Below are 19632 nucleotides of genomic sequence, written 5' to 3'. Positions count from 1 at the left end.
ACGCCCTCTCTATTTGCTCTTACGCAGCGAGGTAACTTTCAGATCACGCTTGCGTCCCATCCAACAGCGCAAGAAAACGGCGGCTATCACTTCTGATCTCGTTCTTCTTGCTGTCACTCATCTTGTCCCAGCTGCGGTAGATCATCGAGACTCTGGGATTGCCTCGGAGTTTCTCTTCATTCTGATCCAGAAAATTCCAATAAAGGTAGTTGAAGGGACAGGCTTTCTCACCCGTCTTCGTTGCGTGAGAATAAGAGCAATGCTCACAGTAGTTCGACATTCTGTTGATGTAAGCACCACTGCCTGCATATGGCTTTGAAGCAAACAACCCACCATCCGCAAACAGGATCATTCCATTCACATTGGGCAACTCCACCCACTCATAAGCATCTGCATAAACTGCGAGATACCATTCACTCACTTGTTTGGGAGCAAGCCCGGCAAGCAACGAGAAATTCCCGATCACCATCAGCCGCTGAATGTGATGCGCGTAAGCATTCGCTTTTGTCTCCACAATACACTGGTGAAGACAATTCATCTGCGTCTCACCGGTCCAGTAAAACTCAGGTAGATCGCGAGAGGCCTCAAAATAATTTAGTCCTGCGTAGTCAGGCATGGAAAGCCAATAGATCCCACGAATGAACTCTCGCCACCCCACAATCTGGCGGATGAAACCCTCAACAGAGTTCAACGCTGCAGTCCCGTCAAAATACGCTCGCTCCGCCGCACGAACACACTCAAGAGGAAGCAGCAATCCGCAATTGAGGTAGAAGCTGATGTGACTATGAAACATCCAGGGTTCGCCCTGAACCATTGCATCCTGATAATCACCAAACCTGCCGAGACGCTCAGCAACAAACTGATCCAGCGCCTTAAGCGCATCCTCACGCGTCACCGCAAGAGAAAACGGCTGCAAGTCACCAAAGTGCTCAGGAAACTGCTCCGCAACAAGCGCCAGAACTTCCTCTGTGATTTCGTCTGGCTCTACAGAAAAAGGAGCTGGAACATCCAACTCCTTTGGTGCGCTCTTGCGGTTGTCATGATCATAATTCCACTGTCCGCCCAGAGGTTTGTCACCCTCCATCAAGATGGCATGATCACGTCGCATCTCTCGATAAAAGTACTCCAGCCGTAAGCTCTTGCGCCCGGACGCCCACTTTTGAAAACCTTCAGCAGAGCAGAGAAAGCGGTCATCGTCACGCAGCTCTACCGGCACACCCAACCGCTCCTGCCAGCTCTCCATCTCATCCAACAGGCGATATTCACCGGGCTTTGTCACAATGACTTCAGAAACAATCTCGTTCTTGATTAATCGAAGAACTTCGCCAAACAAGCGACCAGTATTTTCAGCGCAATCATAATTTACATAAACAACCCGATGCCCCCGAGACCTCAACTCCTCCGCAAAGTGACGCATTGCCGAAAACAGAAACGCAATCTTCTTCTTGTGATGACGAACATAAGTCGCTTCCTCACGCACCTCGGCCATCACAATGACATCTTCACCCGGCTTGGCATCGCGCAGGCTGGAAAGAGACAAACTCAACTGATCCCCAAGCACCAGGCGCAAACGCATCTGCAGTTCTCCCCTCAAGGCAGCCCATCAAACTCCCCAAAAGGTAGAGCACAAGCAACAACGAAGCTATACCCAACAATTAAGCCAAGCCTCCACCTGAGGCCCCTTGTCTCCACTCACAAGCTCAGTCAAGCATTCAGGATAAGATCACTCATTTCACTCAGCACGAAGCATTGGTGCCATAGCTCGACCATGTCCATACTGCAGCAAATGCGTCGCTCAATGTGACTAGACAGTAAGACGCGCGAGTGGATGAAAGAGAGCGTGTTTTTCACATTTCAACGCAGCTTTTACAAAAGCGCTCACCGCTTCTGACCGATGAACGCAAACTGTCGCAAACACATATCTCATCGACATCGCAAAGTTGGTAGGAGAAGCTCAAACCATCACAGCAATGACGCTCAAGTCCGCTCTTTGTTGCTCTCAAAACGACCATTTTTTACGTTAATCCAGACGAGTGATTTGCTGTCTAACACCTCAAAATCAGCGCAATTCAGCAGTTTTCCACGTTTTGTACAAAAAAATCGACGCTTATGATGGTAAAAGTTCATCAAGCGTATAAGTGCCGTTTTTTTAGGCAGAACACCTTAGGAAGACGAGTTAAACCCGAAAATTGCAACTGCAAAGCGCGATAGCAATACTCAACGAGAGCATTCCTGAAGGTTGCCCAAAAATAACTCATAAATCGTTGTATTTATTGATTTTTATATGATCCTAGAGTTTCTCGTAAAGTCCAAATAGCGATCTTACAGGTTAAGGTTACGTGATAAAATACGCTCTCTCAATCAGATGAAATTGCCTGACTAACTCGCTAATCAAGCAACAAACGAATTTTGGTTAGTTTTCGCGATGTATGAATTACTAATATTTTAAATATTATACTTTGATTTAAGTAACAATTTGAGAGATCTAAAACTGATGATTATTTTTGCTTGTATAGGTGCGATCCATTTCCACTTATAACTGAATTGTTTACTACAAGCCTCAGCTTAGTTTCATATTACCTATTGGGAACCTCCACTCCAACTCTTAAGTAATCATATCTATAAGCTTTGAGAGTCCAACAGTTAATATTCATGGTTAACAATAAAGCTAAAATTTTAGTCACAATGACGCTGGGTAACTACTTCACTCATGCAGTGCAATAACTTTTTTGCTCGACATACATATTGGTATTAATATATTATTTACCATGTTTGATTGCACATAATACAGTCGAAAGCAAAAAATAGACTGATCTGGGGTGTGCCAAAACCACTGTAACGCATAGGCAAATTTTGTAGGGGCTGAGATGTCTGATCTAACGGGGCATAGATCCAACTTTCCTTCCTTAATTGGAACAACAAAGCCATCCTTAAAGTCTGGCACGCATCCAGTTGTGGATGTCGCCGCTGTTTCAATTGCACAGCAATTTGCGTCTGTTCAGTTGAATTGGGTTGATCTGGAATTCGACGAAACAACAAAAGCTCTCTGGCTTTATATGAAAAGCGAAGGACGTCCTTGCTTTACACCTGAGTTGCTGAGCGAACTCGCACAGTCACAGGCCGTGATGAAGCGTCTTTTTGAGACTTATCAGCCAGCAGATCCGTGCCCGATCAACTTCAAGGTCGTCGCCTCTCGTATTCCAGGCGTTTACAATCTTGGCGGTGATCTTAACCTGTTCATCCAGCTTATCCGCGAAAAAGACCGTGAGAAGCTTCACAAGTATGCCGTTGATTGCATTGACGTTGTTTACCGCAACGCAATCTCTTCAAACCTGCCAATCGTCACGATCGGCATGATCCAGGGTGATGCATTAGGTGGTGGATTCGAAACTGCACTCTCTTGCGATGTGATCATCGCAGAACGCCAAGCCAAATTCGGCCTGCCGGAGGTTCTGTTCAATCTTTTCCCAGGCATGGGTGCTTACAGCTTCCTGTCACGCATGGTCGATGGCCGTGTTGCAGAAAAAATGCTTATGAGTGGACGCCTCTACTCAGCTGAAGAACTTCATGAAATGGGAATTGTTCATGAAGTTGTTGAAGAAGGTCAAGCACCGTTTGCGGTTCAGCAGTACATCACCAAGAACGCACGCAAGCACACCGCTCACTCTGCCATTTACCGCGCAGGCCGTACCGTTCAGCCTGTTGCTTATGAAGAACTGATTGACGTCGTCGAGATTTGGGTCGACGCCGCTCTGTCTTTGTCCGACCAGGACTTGAAAAAGATGGAGCGCCTGACAAAAGCTCAGGATCGTCTCGGTGCTCCATCTGTACGTAAACAAGCTTTCTAGAGTTGTACTGGCTCTAAGAAAAATCCAGTGTGCTCAAGCGGTTGATAGGATTACTTCCTTCCTGCTTGAGCTGCTGTAGATACCTGGTCAGGTTTTCATAATCACGCTTTATCTTGCCTGACAGCTTACGCAGCATGTCTTCACCCAGGATCGGCATTTGCGGCGCAGGCAAGTTCTCCATGTCATCACTCAGTTTCGCAACTTCCGTCGCCCCAAGGTTGACTGAAGCAGAACGAAGTGCATGCGCACTTGCCCGAAATAGCTCTGCATCCCGAGCTTCAAATGCATCTTTAATATCGCGATGCAGCTGTGTGGTGTCTTTCAGATAATCTTCAATCACAGCAATAACGAAATCCAGACCACCAAGTGTTCTCAGTTGTGACAGGCTTGCATAGTCGATCCCAGAGGAAACTTCAGAGGAAAACCGAGGATGCTCAGAAATTGACGTTACCTGACTATTAGCAATCTTCTTGCGGGTGATGTTTTCGTAAACGCCACTTTCTGCAATCACATCATCAACCAATGTCAGAAGCTTTTGCGGCTCGATCGGTTTGGTGGCACATGCATCAGCCCCAGCTTCCTGCGCATTTCGCGCAGCCGCGCGACTTGCATCTGCTGTGAGCGCTATGATCGGAAGGCGATCCGGTCCAAGTTCTGTAATACGATGCAACTTGATGGTTTCAATACCGTTCAGCACCGGCATATTGATATCCATGATCGCCAGATCGTAAGAGTTGTCTTCCAACTCATCCAGGGCCAGCTCGCCATTGCTGACGAGTTTGCAGGTATGACCGCCTTTTTGCAGGATTTTTTCAATAACACGCTGGTTGGTCTTGTTGTCTTCAGCAACAAGAATGTTCAGCCCAATATAGCGACTGAAGTAAGCCTGTAGCTCTTCCTTAAGCTCCATGCCAGATTTCGCATCTTCCGCACCTGCGGCCCTTAGAGCCCAGGCAACCGCTTGCGTGGAAACCGGAACTTTGATCGAAGAAACAATACTTGGCTGGAAAACGTCTTCGCACTCTTTTTCCGAGGCAGCTGAGTAAACTGGAATCAGGTTGACATTGTGATGGTGACCAGTCGATTTCAGCGCATAGTGCAGGCTATCCGACGTCGCTGCCAGAACATCTTCACCAACGAAGAGAACAATCTTGCCGCCATCACTGGACGTTTGTTGACGCAAAGCACTGAAGGCACTGCCAACTGTCTCAAAACACTCATGCTCAATGCCACAATCCTGCAAAGAAGCAGCGCAAACATCCCGCAGATCCTTACGTTTGGAGACAATAGCAACAGCCCCATCTTCCACTTCAAGCCGAATTGTCTCGTCACTTACGGCACGGCCTACTTTCAGCTCAATGACAAAGGTGCTGCCCTGCCCCGGCTGGCTTGTGACAAACACCTCACCGCCCATCGCACGGACAACCTCGCGCACAATGGAAAGGCCAAGACCTGTCCCGCCAAACCGATCCACAATGCTGTCATCAGCCTGCGTGAAACGGTCAAAAATGCGCGACTGAGCATCTTCAGAAATGCCAATACCGGTATCTTTAACTTCCAGCTGCAATCGAACTTCGCCACCATCTGCTTCCTTGCAAACTGCGCGAATGGAAACGGAGCCTTCTTCGGTAAACTTGACAGCATTGCCAGCAATATTCAGCAAAACTTCGCGGATATGGCGCGCATCGCCCACGAGGAGCGGAGGTAAGTTGCTGTCCACGTAGCGCGAAATGATCAACCCTTTACCGCGCGCTTGGCCCTGCACAATCTGTGTCACTTCACGCAGGATCGAGTTCATGTCAAAGACCGTCCGACTGACGATCATTCGACCACTTTCAATCCGGCTAAAGTCAAGAATACCATTGATCATGGAAAGGAGCGAGCTACCGGAATACTTGATGGTCTTCGCCATATCCCGCTGCTCAGCATCCAACTGCGTATCCTGGATCAAGTCACCCATGCCGATGATCGCATTCAGCGGTGTCCGCAACTCATGACTGACAGCGGTGAGGAACTGGGTCTTCGCTCTATTAGCGGTTTCAGCAGCATGCTGTGCTGCGGTCATCGATCTGATGAGCTTGCTTGCATAGAGTGGCACGACAACGAGACACCCAAGCAAACCCAGACCAAGAATGAACTCACCTTGCCAGTATGGGGTCGTCAGCACCACAGCGAACCCACTCACAGAGGCAATTGTCGCCAATGCCAGATAATCCAGCCCAAATCGGAATCCGTTACCGAAGATCACCCACAGATAGATCGGAAATAGGATTGAAAGGTATTCCCCTCCCACATACAGCCCAGCAGAGACTGCCCCGACATCTAGAAAAATCGCGAGAACGCGCCGAAGCGAACTGATGTTCTGCGAGTAGAGCAGATGAGCGAGCAGTGCCAGAGACCCAACACCAAACGTGGTCATGATGACATTGGTCTGGAAGTTTTCATGCGATCCAAAAGTGATGTTGGAAGCTAGGTAAGGCGTGATCAGCAAGGTGAACATGAAACGGTTCAGAGACATTTCGCCTTCACCGCCGCCCAACTGGATAATACGCTTATAAAGATCCTTTAATCCGCTCAACGGGAGCAACTGCAGCTTCGTTTTTCTGTTGTCGTTCATAGTTCAAACTCCGCCCCAGCCAACACCCGTTGCTGCCCGTTCCCTTGCAAGTTCGCCGCTTGCTCTTCAAGGAGACGTAAAAAGTCCTCAGCAGGTACAGGCTTGCCAAACAAGTAACCCTGCGCCATTTCACAGCCGGCATCTGTGAGATATTCAGCCTGTTCCCGAGTCTCGACACCTTCTGCAATGATAGAGAGATCAAGGCTCTTGCCCAACCCAACAATAGCCTTGATGATGACCGTGTTGTTCGGGTCCGTCATCATATCGCGCGTAAAGCACCGATCAATTTTCAGGCAATCAACGGAGTATCTGCTCAGATATGCGAGGGAGGAATAACCCGTCCCAAAATCGTCAATCGAAATCGCAATTCCCATCTCGCGGATCTCGCGCAAGTCGCGGACAGTTGCTTCTGAGCCATGCAAAACGATGTTCTCTGTAATCTCAATCTCAAGCTTATCAGGCGGCAAACTGCAGGAAACCAAAGCATCTTTCAAAAGCTGTGGCACGTTCTGCTTACGGAATTGGGTCGGCGAAATGTTCACGGCAATCCGAGGCGTCGCCACCCCTAAGTCGAGCCACTTCTTCGCCTGCTGACAAGCCGCAAAAATCACCCACTCGCCGATTGGCAGAATAAGCCCAACCTCTTCAGCCGTTCCCAAAAAGACGTTGGGAGCAACCACACCATAGTCTGGTCGGTTCCATCTCAGCAGAGCTTCAGCACCGACAATCTCCTGGGTCCGCAAATCAATCTGAGGCTGGTAAAACAGTTCCAGCTGATCATGTTCAATAGCGTTCCGCAGCTCAGCTTCCAACGCAACGGTTTCTTTGACGTGATGATCCATCTTCGTCGAAAACAGATGGAACGTGTTTCCACCATCTGCCTTGGATTGGTACATGGCCATGTCTGCGCAACGCAGCAACTCTTCGCTGTTAAGGCCATCCTCCGGGTATTTGGTAATCCCAACGCTGGCACTCGTCTGAAGTTCCCGCCCACTGATATGGAACGGTTCTTCAACCACACTCACCAAATGCTGAGCAAAGCGCAGAGCCTCTTCTGAACTCTTCAAATCAGTCTGGAGAATAGCAAACTCGTCACCACCCAATCGCGCAACGAGGTCCGAACCATCTACACAGCGCAATAAACGCTCTGCGAGCACCTCCAGGAGGCGATCACCGGTACGATGACCCAAAGCATCATTGATTGATTTAAAGCGATCCAGGTCGATAAAATGCAGTGCAAAGCTACGACCGCTGTTTCGGCATTGGAAAATCTCTTCATCAATGCGCTCGCCAAGCATGGTTCTGTTTGGCAAACCCGTCAACGCATCATGGTGCGCAATATGAAGTAAATGCGCTTCTGCACGTTTGCGATCAGAGATATTGGTCGCGGTCGTCACAACATGCGTTGTGTTCCCATCAACGTCCAGCAGAGGGCTTTTTGTAACGATGAAATGGAAGATATCACCAACATGGTTTCGCTGTTCAATTTCATAGGGCGGCAAGGCTCTGCCCGTAATGAAAACCTTGCGGTCCAAACGACGATTTCTCTCACGGGTAAACTTATCAAACTTGCCGTAAGTATCTTCACCAACAAGATCTGCCGTGGTCGAGTCCAGAAAGCGCGCCCAAGCCGCATTCGAGAACGCGCATAGCCCATCTCGTGTGCTGGTCGTGATCATAGCCGGAACACTATCGATCACTTGCGCCAGCTGCTCACGGGAGTCTCGGAGCGCTTCTTTGCTCTGTTGCTCTACGTTGACCAGTTCCTGTTCAAGAAAGCGAGCATGACGTTTAACCGCATTTTGCTCTTCTCTCAGAGCAAGCAGATTTCTGGCCCGACTGACAAACTCATTGTGGTCAACCGGACTTTGCAGAAAATCAGTTGCACCCGCCTCCAGCGCACGAATTCTAAACGAGCGATCCGTAAACACGGTGATGACAACAATCGGCACATCGCTGCAATGCTCAAGCGCGCGCACCTTTTGCGTTAGATCAGCACCGTCCATTTCCGGCATACTGTAGTCGGTAATAATCAAGTCGGGGACCCTGCTCTCCATATATTCGAGAGCATCAACCGGCGAAGCAAAACAGTGCACTTTGACAGATGCATCTACAGCGAGAGCAAGCTTTTCAAAAATACTTCTATTAATTGCCCTGTCATCGACAATAACGATTGTTGTCATGCAGCTACCACCACGAGCCTAACTGCCGAAGGCAACAAACACCCGCAGCAGTTGAACAAATTCACCCCATGGTTATCTTCGCTTAAGGAGACAGTGTTAAGAAATGCCAAATAGTTATCATTAAATGCCTAGTATCAAACTTGTGGTTCTATTTACCTATCGGCATACATCAGTCGTCCACTGCCAGTGCACAGACGCTTTAGTTTCCTTCATCAACAAAATAAAGCTAACGTAAGCGGCAGTTTGCAGGGATTTCTACGGTAAATCAAAGGACTGCCCAATTAGTTACTGAAACATTGAGAACACAATAAAAAATTTTCTTCAAATTGCACTAAACAGTTGTGAATATAGATCCACATACACTCACTTAAAGCTAGTGCACCTGCACAATTAAACAAATAAGAGTGCAGTAACAAAAGTGAGTCTCATGAAGAATGAAGGTATAGCCCACCATTCTCCTTTGAACCATTCTTAGTAGAGGTTGCTGAGCATTGGACCTGATAGCAAGAAACATCGCACTACAGAAAGCTCATATGGTTGAATCAGCTTAACGCAACAAGCTATTGAGCTCGACCAATATCAAGGCTCCCTGAAGGCTCTCGACATGCTGTCACGAACAGGCTCCATAAGGTAATCAAAGAAGGTGCGGTTTCTGGTTGTGATGTACACCTCCGCTGGCATGCCCGGCGTTGCTTTGAAGTTGAGGTATGTCGGAATTTTCTCACGATCCAGCTTCACGCGCGCCTTATAGACATCAGCAGAAACGCTCATCGGATCCTCACTTCGCAACGCATCAGCTGATACGTATACGACCCTTGCGTCCAACATCGGCGTAATCCGCTGGTTCAAAGCCGTCAGGCGAACCATTGCCTTCTGCCCTTCTTTCACGTTGTCAATCTCGGTGGTTTGGATCGACGCTTCAATAATAAGCTCATCCTGCAGAGGTAGGATTTCCATTAGATCCTTACCACTCTCAACCACACCACCTGCAGTGTGATAACGCATCCGAACAACAATCCCGCGAACTGGAGCTACAATCTCAACGCGCTGCAGAACATCTTGCGCAGCACGTATTTGCTCACTCACATCATCCAAATCAGCATTAACGACCTGAAGCTCTCCTACAGCAGTTTGCGAGGCCTCATTCTCCGCCCTCACAATTTGCGCCTTTGCTCTGGCGATACGCTCAGTCGCATCTCCAATCTCAGCAAGGATACGACCTTCCTCACCTTTGAGATTGGCCAGTGAGCGTTGAATGCGAAGTACGTCAGATTTCCGAATGAGGCCTTTTCCAAGGATCTTCTGTTTGGAATCCAACTCTTCCTGAAAGAGATCCATCTGCTCCTTCACAGCAATAAGCTGCGATTGGCCACCCTGGATCCTCTCCTTTAGTGCGTTGATACCTTGAGTAAAAATATCAATTTCACTCTGAAGTTTTCGGGTTCGAGCTTTGAAGGTCAGCAACTGGTTCAAAATGATACTCTTGATCTTAGCATCCTGCGCAGTGCTTAAGAGTTCCTTCGGCAGCACCAATGACTTCTGGCCTTTGGCCTCTTGCGTCAAACGCGCTTGAATAGCCTGAAGACGCGCTTGCCGGATCAACAAGCGCTCAAGGTTAGCCTTAGCTGCTGTCTCATCAAGTTTCACCAGCACTGCACCAGCAGCCACCACATCCCCCTCTTTCACAAGGATTTCCTTGATGATCCCACCTTCAAAGTGCTGAACAATCTTGTTTTGCCCAGTGGCAACAAAGGAGCCTGAGGCGACGACAGCCCCTGCCATTGGAGCACTGGAAGCCCAGTACCCAAAACCGGCAAATGTGAAAGCAATAATGATAAAACTAGCCAGTATGGGCGCGCGAGTTGTGCGAGGCACATCCTCATACCAGCTTCCATCAAGTATAAGAGCTCTAGTAGACATAAAAATCACCAAATAAGAAAAGCTTAAACTATTCAGCTGGTTGTGCTGCTGGCAGATTATGCCCCGGCGCATTTTGATGTTGTGGAATGCCGGGTCGCTTACCAGTTATCAATGGCATCACTTCATCACGGCTGCCAAAGGCAGCAACCGTCCCATCCTTGAGCATCATGATTTTATCGACACAACGCAGCAAAGCAGGCCGTTGCGTGATGGCAATAACAGTCATGCCATCTTGCTTTGCACGTTCAAGAGCCTGAGCAAGCGCCTGCTCCCCGATTGTATCCAAGTTAGAATTGGGCTCATCAAGCACCAACAAACGCGGATTATTGTAAAACGCGCGCGCCAATCCAATACGTTGACGTTGCCCGCCAGAAAGCGGAGCACCATCCATAGCAACCTGCGTCTCATAACCTTGAGAAAACTGAGAAACCATCTCATGGATGTCCGACATTTGCGCCGCTTTGAAGACATCTTCATCTTTGGCTTCACGGTTCATGCGAGCGATGTTCTCTTTAATTGTGCCCGGGAAAAGCTGCACATCCTGTGGCAGATACCCAATGTTTTCGCCCAGCTGCCGGCTATCCCAGTTCCGCAGATCCATCATATCAAGGCGCACATTGCCCGCCGTTGGAATAAGGGAACCAACCAACATCTTCCCAAGCGTGCTCTTGCCTGATCCCGAGGCACCAACCACTGCCAAAGATTCACCAGGAGAAAGCTGAAATGAAAGACCATTTAAGATCACGCGTTTGTTGGGCGGCGGAACAAACAGCAAGCGCTCAACACTCAACCGCCCAGCAGGATTCGGCAGGCGCAACCGATGTACATTCAGGGGCGAAGTATGGAGCAATTTCTGAATACGGCCAAACGCACTCTTCGCTCCTACATAGCTCTTCCAACCATCAATAATGCCTTCAACCGGAGCCAACGCACGACCACCAATAATAGAGGCAGCAATAATCATCCCCCCGGTTATTTCATTGGAAAGTGCAAGCCATGCCCCCCATCCCAACATCGTGATCTGTGTCGACAGGCGGATGAATTTTGAGATCGCAGAAATCAGGACGTTTCTGTCTTGTCCCATTATTTGCGCTTTCAAAGACTCTGCTGTCTCTTTACCCCAGATAACCACCCCTTCCGGGATCATCCCCATCGCATTCATGACCTGCGCATTCCGCGCCATTGCTTCAGCTTGCAGATTGGCACGCGAGGAAAATGCATTAGCCTTTCCAAACGGTACGGCTGTCAGCTTCTGGTTGATCCGCGCGAGCACAAGAAGCAACAGAATGGTCGTTGTCACAATCATCCCCAGATGCGGATGAACCAGATAAACGACGAACAGGTATATAGGAGCAACCGGTGCGTCCATGATGGTTAGAAGAACTGAACCTGTCAGAAAACTTCGCAGTTGTTGGAGATCGGAAAGAGCCTGAAATTCCTGACTACTGCCGTTGTGAGACGCTCGCGCCGCTGCACTCAAAACAGGCCCACCAAGGCGTGTTTCAACATCAACAGCAACTCGCATGAGCATGAAGCGCCGGAACATATCCAACAGCACATGTGCAAGCACAAGCCCGATAACAATAGCTGTCAGCATCACCAAAGTATCAACACTCCGGCTCGTCAAAACACGGTCGGAAATCTGAAATAAGTAAATTGGAACAGACAGGATCAGAAGACTGGCGCAAAACGAAAAGAAACCAACATAAAGCAGGTTTACCTTGGCACGCGCCAATCCATTCTGCATCAACTTGCGAAAATCAATATCTTCATAGGGTCCTCCATTCTTCTTGGAGGCGAAATTACCCTTTTGGCTGGCAAGCTTTTCTCCATGTGCAGGCGCTTGTTGAACACCATCCACCTGCAATGTTTTGCTCGCTTGGCCCCCACGTTGTCGGCTATTATTCTTTGTCGCTCGAGCTTTAAACATATATTCTCTCTATAAAAACCTATTAAAATCAAACAAGTATATCGGAGACCATGTCACTCTCACCCACATAAGGAACAAACGCAGGCGACGTTCCGGTTTCGCTACCACCGTCATTGCCAGTAAATGCAACAACTTCCGAAACCAGATCTGTATTTCCATTCAATGCTGTTTCGAGATCATCTTCTTCAGAGACAACGATATTGACTTTTATAACAATGTCTTCCTCTGAGTATTCGCCATCCAAATATTGAAAACCCGACTGACTATCATAATCAATGATAGTTGCTTTGTTGCTCGTCTTGTTACTTGAAGTGTCCAGATAACCCTCTTGGTCATCTTCAACGACCTCACCATTAATAACCTGCGTGAGAACACCATCATCCTCTTGTTCTTTATGGATCTTCACATAGTCCGCATCCGAGAGAACATTGATCTGCTCAATCGCATTGATTTGGTAATAATCACCAGTGATGTAGAGGACTTTCAGGTCAGTGCTCGGCAGGATCGGCAAACCACCTGTGGCAGAAGAGGCGGTATACTCGTAGTCCCCTGCTCGACCATCAATAGCGTCCACCAAACCGTTCACCTCAGAGGTCATCGGCTTCATCAGCGATCCGCCACCAATATTCTTAATCGTACCTTCATTGGTCAGCACATTGTGCCGTCCGGTCCCACTGATAGCTGCACCAGTCGCATCAATATAATCGGCATCCAGGAGGATATTTTTCTGACTGATGTAGTTGATGTCATAGTAGTTTCCAAGAACAACAATCACATCGTAATTCTGAATGTTATCAATCAACTGCGCCGCGTTGACCTGGGTGTTATCACCGGTCTGAACATAATAACCACTGTTGTTCAACTGGTATGAAACGCAGTCGTCGTCGGAAAGAAAGTTCTTCTGATTGACAATATTCAGGTCATAAAAATTACCGCTAACAACATCAACACTCATGGTGTAATCGGGATTGTTGTAGGTAACTGCGGAGGAAATAATGTACTCACCTTCGGAAGTCACATTGGCATCATTGAAGACAATCGTTTCATCAAGTCCCTGACCGACGACAGTGTCCGCTGGCAGATCTGTAGGACCATAATATAAGTTGCTCTGAATGATCGAGTTTGTGGCGTAGTAGTCCCCCATCACGACAGTCGAACATTTCAACTCACTCAGGTCTACAATCGAGGCAACATTGACCGCCTCATTGTCTCCAGTCGTCACATAGCTGCTATCGTTCTGTTCATCCTCAGAGGTATCATCTTCGGCCTGCTCATCCTTAGGCAGCTCACCAATATTTTCGCCACTTGTAAAAGAGGGATTGGGAGCATCATTTTCCACTCTTTGAACCAGCATCTCACCAATGGCATCAGCCGCACTTTGCGCATCACCATCATCAAAAATCTGATCGAGCGTATCCAGCTCAATGTCACTTGCAACATCAAGCAGTTGCTCCAGCAGTTCATCTGAGTTCCACTCAGGAATATCATTCCCGAACTCACTCTTGGACAAAAGCAAATCATCATCCGTCAGGGCATTTTCCTGAGCGAGGTTGATTTCAATGTCCGGCGCATAAATATCACGATAAGTGAAGGTGATTGTATACGTGTAGTCCAGTGTTTGACCACTATCTCCACCTTGCGGCAAGTCCGGGCCCGCACCTTCTTCAAACAGTACAACTTCAGAAGGTGGAGCAAACTCAGAAGCAGTACCGAGCGTCTCAACCGAATAAGGGAGACGGGCTTGTGACAGCGTCCCAATCTCTGGCAGCAGCGATGGAAGACTGTAGAATTTTTCATAGGGAAGGTCTGTGGTACCTCCGCGAGAATAAACCACTTCCACCGGAGTAATCACAATAGTGTCTTGGGCAAACCGTGCTTCGTCAAAGCTCTGTTCAGCTGTAGCGATACTATCAAAAATCTTCATGTAGCCGATAAAGTGCCAGCTCAATTCATTTATAGCCTGCGACAGCATAAAATATCCTAACAATTTCATATGGATATATAAAACAACCTGCGCGGATCACTCCGCGCAGGTCTTGTTTAGTTTGGATTATGCAAGGTCGTCTTCGCCAACCACGTTCACGGTTGAGGAGCCACCCACGACGTTGACATCAACAGCATTGGCCTGAACGTTCGCACCCATGACAATTGTCTGGTTAAAGGCATTCGCCACACCCAGAGCATCAGCAGTCGCAGCCGTAGAAGCCGTCACGCTGTAATCGTCACCAGTACCGAAGTCGAAGAGACTTTCTGCATCGTGAATGCCATCCGCAGACATGGCCTGACCACCATCAGCAACGATAGTCTGATCAAGCGTTCCATGGTTATGAACTTCAACATTGGTGATCGTATCTTGATCATACAATGCATTTGCCTGCTCAGCACCGAAGATGGTGTCAGTGCCATTCGCATCCAGATTGCCAAAAAAGCCGCCACCAACATCTGGGCTGCCAGAAGGTGTGATGTCCAATGCACCCAGACCGTCATCTTCTCCTGTGAAGAGAAGCGTATCGTTCTGACCTGTAACATCCAGCTCAGTCGAGTTGACCTGCTTGTTACCACCTGAGTACAGGCTCTGGTTGAAGGCAGATGTCTTCGCCGTAGCATCCGCAGAAGCAACAGCTTCCGCAGTTACAGTGTAGTCATCACCAACAGAACCATTAGCAACGAACGAACTCACTGGATCGGTAATACCGTCACCAGAGTCAGCATCACCACCAGTTGCCGTAACAGTCTGAGTTAGCTCATCGAAGTTTTCGACATCGGCTTCATCAATCTGGTCGTTGTCACCAGCAGTGTTGTTTTGTGAGAACAAGGCAAGGCTGTCAGCATTGCCAGCAACGGTACCGGATCGAATTGAGTTCGAAGCCCCACCCTCACTGTCATCACCAACGGAGATGACATTCTTGTTGTCTCCAACAATCTCGACATCTGCAGAGTTTACCTGCGCATTGCCACCGGTAGATATTACCTGGTTGAATGCTGAGGCTTCCGCAACAGCATCAGCAGACGACAAGGCTTTACCTGTGAGAGATGCATTGTCACCAACGTTCAACGCACCCTTCACATCTGTGCCATCAATACCACCGGAACCAACACCAGCACTCGCAGTACCACCTGTTGCGGTAACATCCTGCTCAACATTAGAGTAGTTAACAACATCCGCATCAGAAATACTGTCACCATCATAAATGGTATTGCTCTGATACCCGCCGAGGAGGGAGTCGGTTGAATCTACACCGCCGTTGTTAGCTGGACCAGTACCAGTTACAGATGCAAATGCTACGTTGGAGTCTTCGCCGGCAGACTGAACATTACTGCTTCCACCAGTTACGCTCAGATCAAGATCATTACTCTGAGCATTACCACCAGAAAACAGCTTCTGGTTCATGGAAGACGCAGAAGCAGACGCATCCGCAGTTGCTTGCGTAACACCAGTGATGGAAGAGTCATCTCCAACACTCGCAGCCCCCACATCTCCATCCCAGTCGGCAACACTGATGCCAGCACCACTTGTGGCTGTTCCGCCTGAAGCAGAGACATCCTGATCAACCATATCGCGATTCACGACATCAGCATCAGAAATGGTATCCTTGTCACCAAGCGTGTTTTCCTGCCACGCACCAGCTGCTGTGTCGGTATCAGACTGACCGGCAGCTGCTGCCTGACCAAACTGACCAAGTGTTGCATTGTCTTCACCAGATGCAGCAACGCCAGAGTTCGCACCTACAATGCTTGCATCGTAAGAATTGCTCTGTCCATTGCTACCTGAACTAAGAACCTGCTCAAACGATGCTGCAGAAGCCGTAGCATCAGCACCAGCGTTGGAAAGGCCACTTATGCTGCTGTCTTCCGCAACACCAGGAGCACCTTGAGCACCAATTTGACCATCCCCACTGGATGCAATGCCATCACCAGCAGTTGCAGTTCCACCAGTAGCAGTCACATCTTGAGTGGAATCATGGAAGTTACGAACATCACTATCCCAGATGGTATCGCCATCGTAAGCAGTGTTACCTTGTAGGCCACCTGAAAAACTATCGGTGTTCGTAGTTCCAACCCAAGTACCGTTTACTTCCGCGACGTCCTGACCAGCAGAAGCAACATTTACATCTGCGCCTGTGACAGAAACAGATGCAGAGTTGCTTTGAGCATTACCACCTGTCAACTGCGTCTGAGTGAAGGACTGAGCAACACCTGTCGCGTCAGCAGATGCTGAACTGGAGCCTGAGATGCTCTCATTTCCATCAATGTTGGTTGAGCTACCACCAGTCTGAACAATACCAGCTCCAGAGGAAGCAGTTCCACCGTCTACATCAACACTCTGAGTGCTATGGCCCCAGTTAGTGACGTCCGCATGCTCGATTTCATCAACATCACCAAGCTGATTGCTCTGATCACTCCACGAGGTTGTTGTGGTGTCATGATCGACAGGTGCAATCGGCTCAGACCCAGCAGTAGCTCCGCTCTCACCAGCTGCTGCAACAGCTTTGTTACCACCAGTAATATCGACATCGACGGAGTTTGATTGAGCATTGCCACCAGTTTTGAGTGTTTGCCCAAAGTTGATCGCAGCGCCTACACCATTCGCACTTGCAGAAGCACTGCCGGAGATGGAGCTATCATCACCAACGGTATCAGGACCGAGATTACCACCAAGAGCTTCAATACCGTTGCCTGCGGTCGCACTGCCAGCATCAACTGTGACGGTTTGCACCGCATCTGCCCCACCAGTGTTGATGACATCAGGGCTGAACAAAGTGTCACCTTCGTACATCTCATTTTCTTGAGACTGAAAGGATCGGGTATTTGTGTTGGTGTCACCTCTGCCAGCCAAAAGCGAAACAGGGCCTGCAGCAGCACCAGCATTGTCTTCACCAGCAATCGAGGCCGTCATTTCTGCGCCAGTCACAGAGACTTCAGCAGAGTTACCTTGGGCGTTTCCGCCTGTGGTCAATGATTGCGTAAAGGACTGTGCGACACCTTGAGCATTTGCAGAAGCCGCAGCAGATCCACTCATGTCAAAGTTACTATGCACTGCAGCAGAAGTACCAGAATCAAACGAGATACCGTTACCAGCATTAGAGATGCCGCCAGTTACATCAACAGTTTGAGTACTGTCATGCTCATTCCAAACATTCGCATCATCAATCTCATCTTTATCGCCAAGCGCGTTAGACTGATTACTTTCAGTGCGTGTCCCAGTTCTGTGATCGCCGTAAACTGATGGGTTGTCAGCATTTAGAGACGCAGTGGCACCGTCCTCACCAGCAGAAGCAGTAACCTGATTTGCTCCAGTTACACCTAACTCAGAGGCATTACTTTGTGAGTTGCCACCAGTGCTGACTTTCTGTTCAAAGCTTGCGGCAACACCCAAAGCGTCAGACTTGGCAAGCGTCGAACCAGTGATGGAACCATCATCGACTACGTGTTCCGCACCTAGACGGCCACCGTTCATGTCAATACCGTCACCAGCGGTCGCATCGTCACCGTAGGCTTCAATCTTCTGAGTGGAATGCCCGTCATTATGAAGGCTTGGCTCTAGAACTGCATCGGCATCGTAAGCTTCGTTAGACTGGTTAAAGCGAGCATTTGTGCCTGTTTCAGATTCATTAATAGATGAATTCCAATCGGCACTGACCTGAATACCAGCAGTCGCGTCATCTTCACCAGAGGTTGCCTGGCCAACACCAGTACCTGTAATGTCAAGACTTGCAGAGTTACCCTGGGCATTGCTGCCTGCAGAAATGTCTTGTTGGAAACCAACGCCAACAGCACTTGCTGAAGCAGATGCGACAGCACTACCGCTTACGCTTCCGTCACCACCAACAGATGCAGAAGATCCGATATGGTCAATTGAATTGATGCCATCATCACTAGATGCATTACCTGCTTTGGCTTTAACAACCTGCAAAGAGTCATCAAGATTGGCAACTTCAGGATTTGCAATAGCACCGTCAATGTTGCCACCACCAAAACCACCACCAACGCCATCATTCAGTTCATTTGACTGAGTGACACGCCCACGAGTGTTGGTATCTGAGTTACCAGAAGTGTAGTCAGTCCCACCGACAACAGCTTGAGCACCAGATCCACCAGCACCAGAAACATCTACATCTGAACCTGTGATCGATAGATCAACATTGTTGCCCTGCTCATTGCTACCAGTTTGCAGTGTCTGGTTGAAGCTACGTGCAAGACCAGATGCATCTGCTTGTGCAGCAGTAGAACCAGTGATGCTTTCATCATCACCAACGCCAACATTTGAGCCAGCAATATCAGTTGGTCCAGCACCAATGATGCCATTACCAGAATCAGCATCACCACCTTTAACTTTTACACGTTGCTCAGCATCACCATCATTCGTGACGGTAACATTATTGAGTGTATCAAGGTCATTCGCGTAGTTGGATTGGTTTGCACGAACCAGTGTATCCGTGTCGTTATCTGCTGCTGCCGCCCCTGCTTGATGCGCATTGACACCAGAGCCGTCACCACCAACGGTCGACGCATCAAAGTTTCCGCCAGTTACACTGCCGGAGACATCGTTGCTCTGCAGGTTCGCACCGGTCGCGATACCCTGATCAAAGGCAAGCGCAACACCCTGGCCATTAGCTGAAGCGGAAGAGCTCGCATCAATGGTCAGGTCGTCGCCAATCTGTAGTGCAGCGTTAATATCCTGAATGCCATCGCCAGCCTGTGCGATTGTATCAATCAGATCATCACGGTTCACTAAGACCTCTTGGTCTAACGAACCGTCATTAAACACTTCAGCGCTACTATCACCATTGTGCTCAACGACATCCTTATCACCGAGCGTATTATCCTGTTCCGCACGGATACGCGTATCAGTGCCATCAGTAAATGGATTGTAACCAGACATATCGTCTCCAAATATTCGGAGAACTGCCCTGCAAGAAGCCGATCATTTGCGTCAGCTGGTTGCCACAGGTTCTCCTGAGGATTGAAAAAATGTTTCATTCCATGATTTGAAGGATGTCTTTTCGATTTAGCTTTTTGATCAAAGATCAGAACAAGCAAATGGCTTGTAAACTCGGATAACCCCGAATTTGGACACAAGATTCCAGATCGCACAAATGTAAAATCTGTACGCTAAACAACACGTCGGCTTCA

Annotated in this window: 8 protein-coding genes; 1 reads left to right on the top strand and 7 read right to left on the bottom strand. The window is 48.6% G+C overall.

Annotated features, from left to right (window positions below):
- Window positions 1-43: 43 nt before the first annotated feature.
- Window positions 44-1576 carry a cryptochrome/photolyase family protein gene (locus PsW74_RS04420; protein ID WP_063290091.1) on the bottom strand — a complete coding sequence of 511 codons (1533 nt, stop codon included), beginning with the start codon at window positions 1574-1576 and terminating at the stop codon, window positions 44-46.
- Between the two features lie 1291 nt (window positions 1577-2867).
- Here PsW74_RS04420 and PsW74_RS04415 point away from each other — a divergent pair.
- Window positions 2868-3848, top strand: coding sequence for a crotonase/enoyl-CoA hydratase family protein (locus PsW74_RS04415; RefSeq protein WP_063290092.1), 981 nt, complete (start codon window positions 2868-2870; stop codon window positions 3846-3848).
- 13 nt (window positions 3849-3861) lie between these two features.
- Here PsW74_RS04415 and PsW74_RS04410 read toward each other — a convergent pair whose 3' ends face one another.
- From PsW74_RS04410 to PsW74_RS04385, 6 genes are all read right to left on the bottom strand, one after another.
- Window positions 3862-6465 (bottom strand): hybrid sensor histidine kinase/response regulator, encoded by a 2604-nt coding sequence (locus PsW74_RS04410; RefSeq protein ID WP_063290093.1) that lies wholly within the window; start codon window positions 6463-6465, stop codon window positions 3862-3864.
- The gene (locus PsW74_RS04405) at window positions 6462-8648 is read right to left on the bottom strand and encodes an EAL domain-containing protein (protein WP_063290094.1); all 2187 of its coding nucleotides are present in this window, start codon (window positions 8646-8648) and stop codon (window positions 6462-6464) included. Before PsW74_RS04405 ends, PsW74_RS04410 begins: the two co-directional genes overlap by 4 nt.
- A 579-nt stretch (window positions 8649-9227) precedes the next feature.
- Window positions 9228-10568, bottom strand: coding sequence for an HlyD family type I secretion periplasmic adaptor subunit (locus PsW74_RS04400; protein ID WP_208987833.1), 1341 nt, complete (start codon window positions 10566-10568; stop codon window positions 9228-9230).
- A gap of 28 nt (window positions 10569-10596) precedes the next feature.
- The gene (locus PsW74_RS04395; RefSeq protein WP_063290169.1) at window positions 10597-12435 is read right to left on the bottom strand and encodes a type I secretion system permease/ATPase; all 1839 of its coding nucleotides are present in this window, start codon (window positions 12433-12435) and stop codon (window positions 10597-10599) included.
- Between the two features lie 91 nt (window positions 12436-12526).
- Window positions 12527-14470, bottom strand: coding sequence for a hypothetical protein (locus PsW74_RS04390; RefSeq protein ID WP_063290095.1), 1944 nt, complete (start codon window positions 14468-14470; stop codon window positions 12527-12529).
- A 78-nt stretch (window positions 14471-14548) separates the two neighbouring features.
- A complete protein-coding gene (locus tag PsW74_RS04385) occupies window positions 14549-19381 on the bottom strand; it encodes a hypothetical protein (RefSeq protein WP_063290096.1) in 4833 nt (1610 codons plus the stop codon).
- Window positions 19382-19632 lie beyond the last annotated feature (251 nt).

Source organism: Pseudovibrio sp. W74, from assembly GCF_001623085.1.
Classification (GTDB): Bacteria; Pseudomonadota; Alphaproteobacteria; order Rhizobiales; family Stappiaceae; genus Pseudovibrio.
This window is presented reverse-complemented; position numbering and strand designations above follow the sequence as displayed.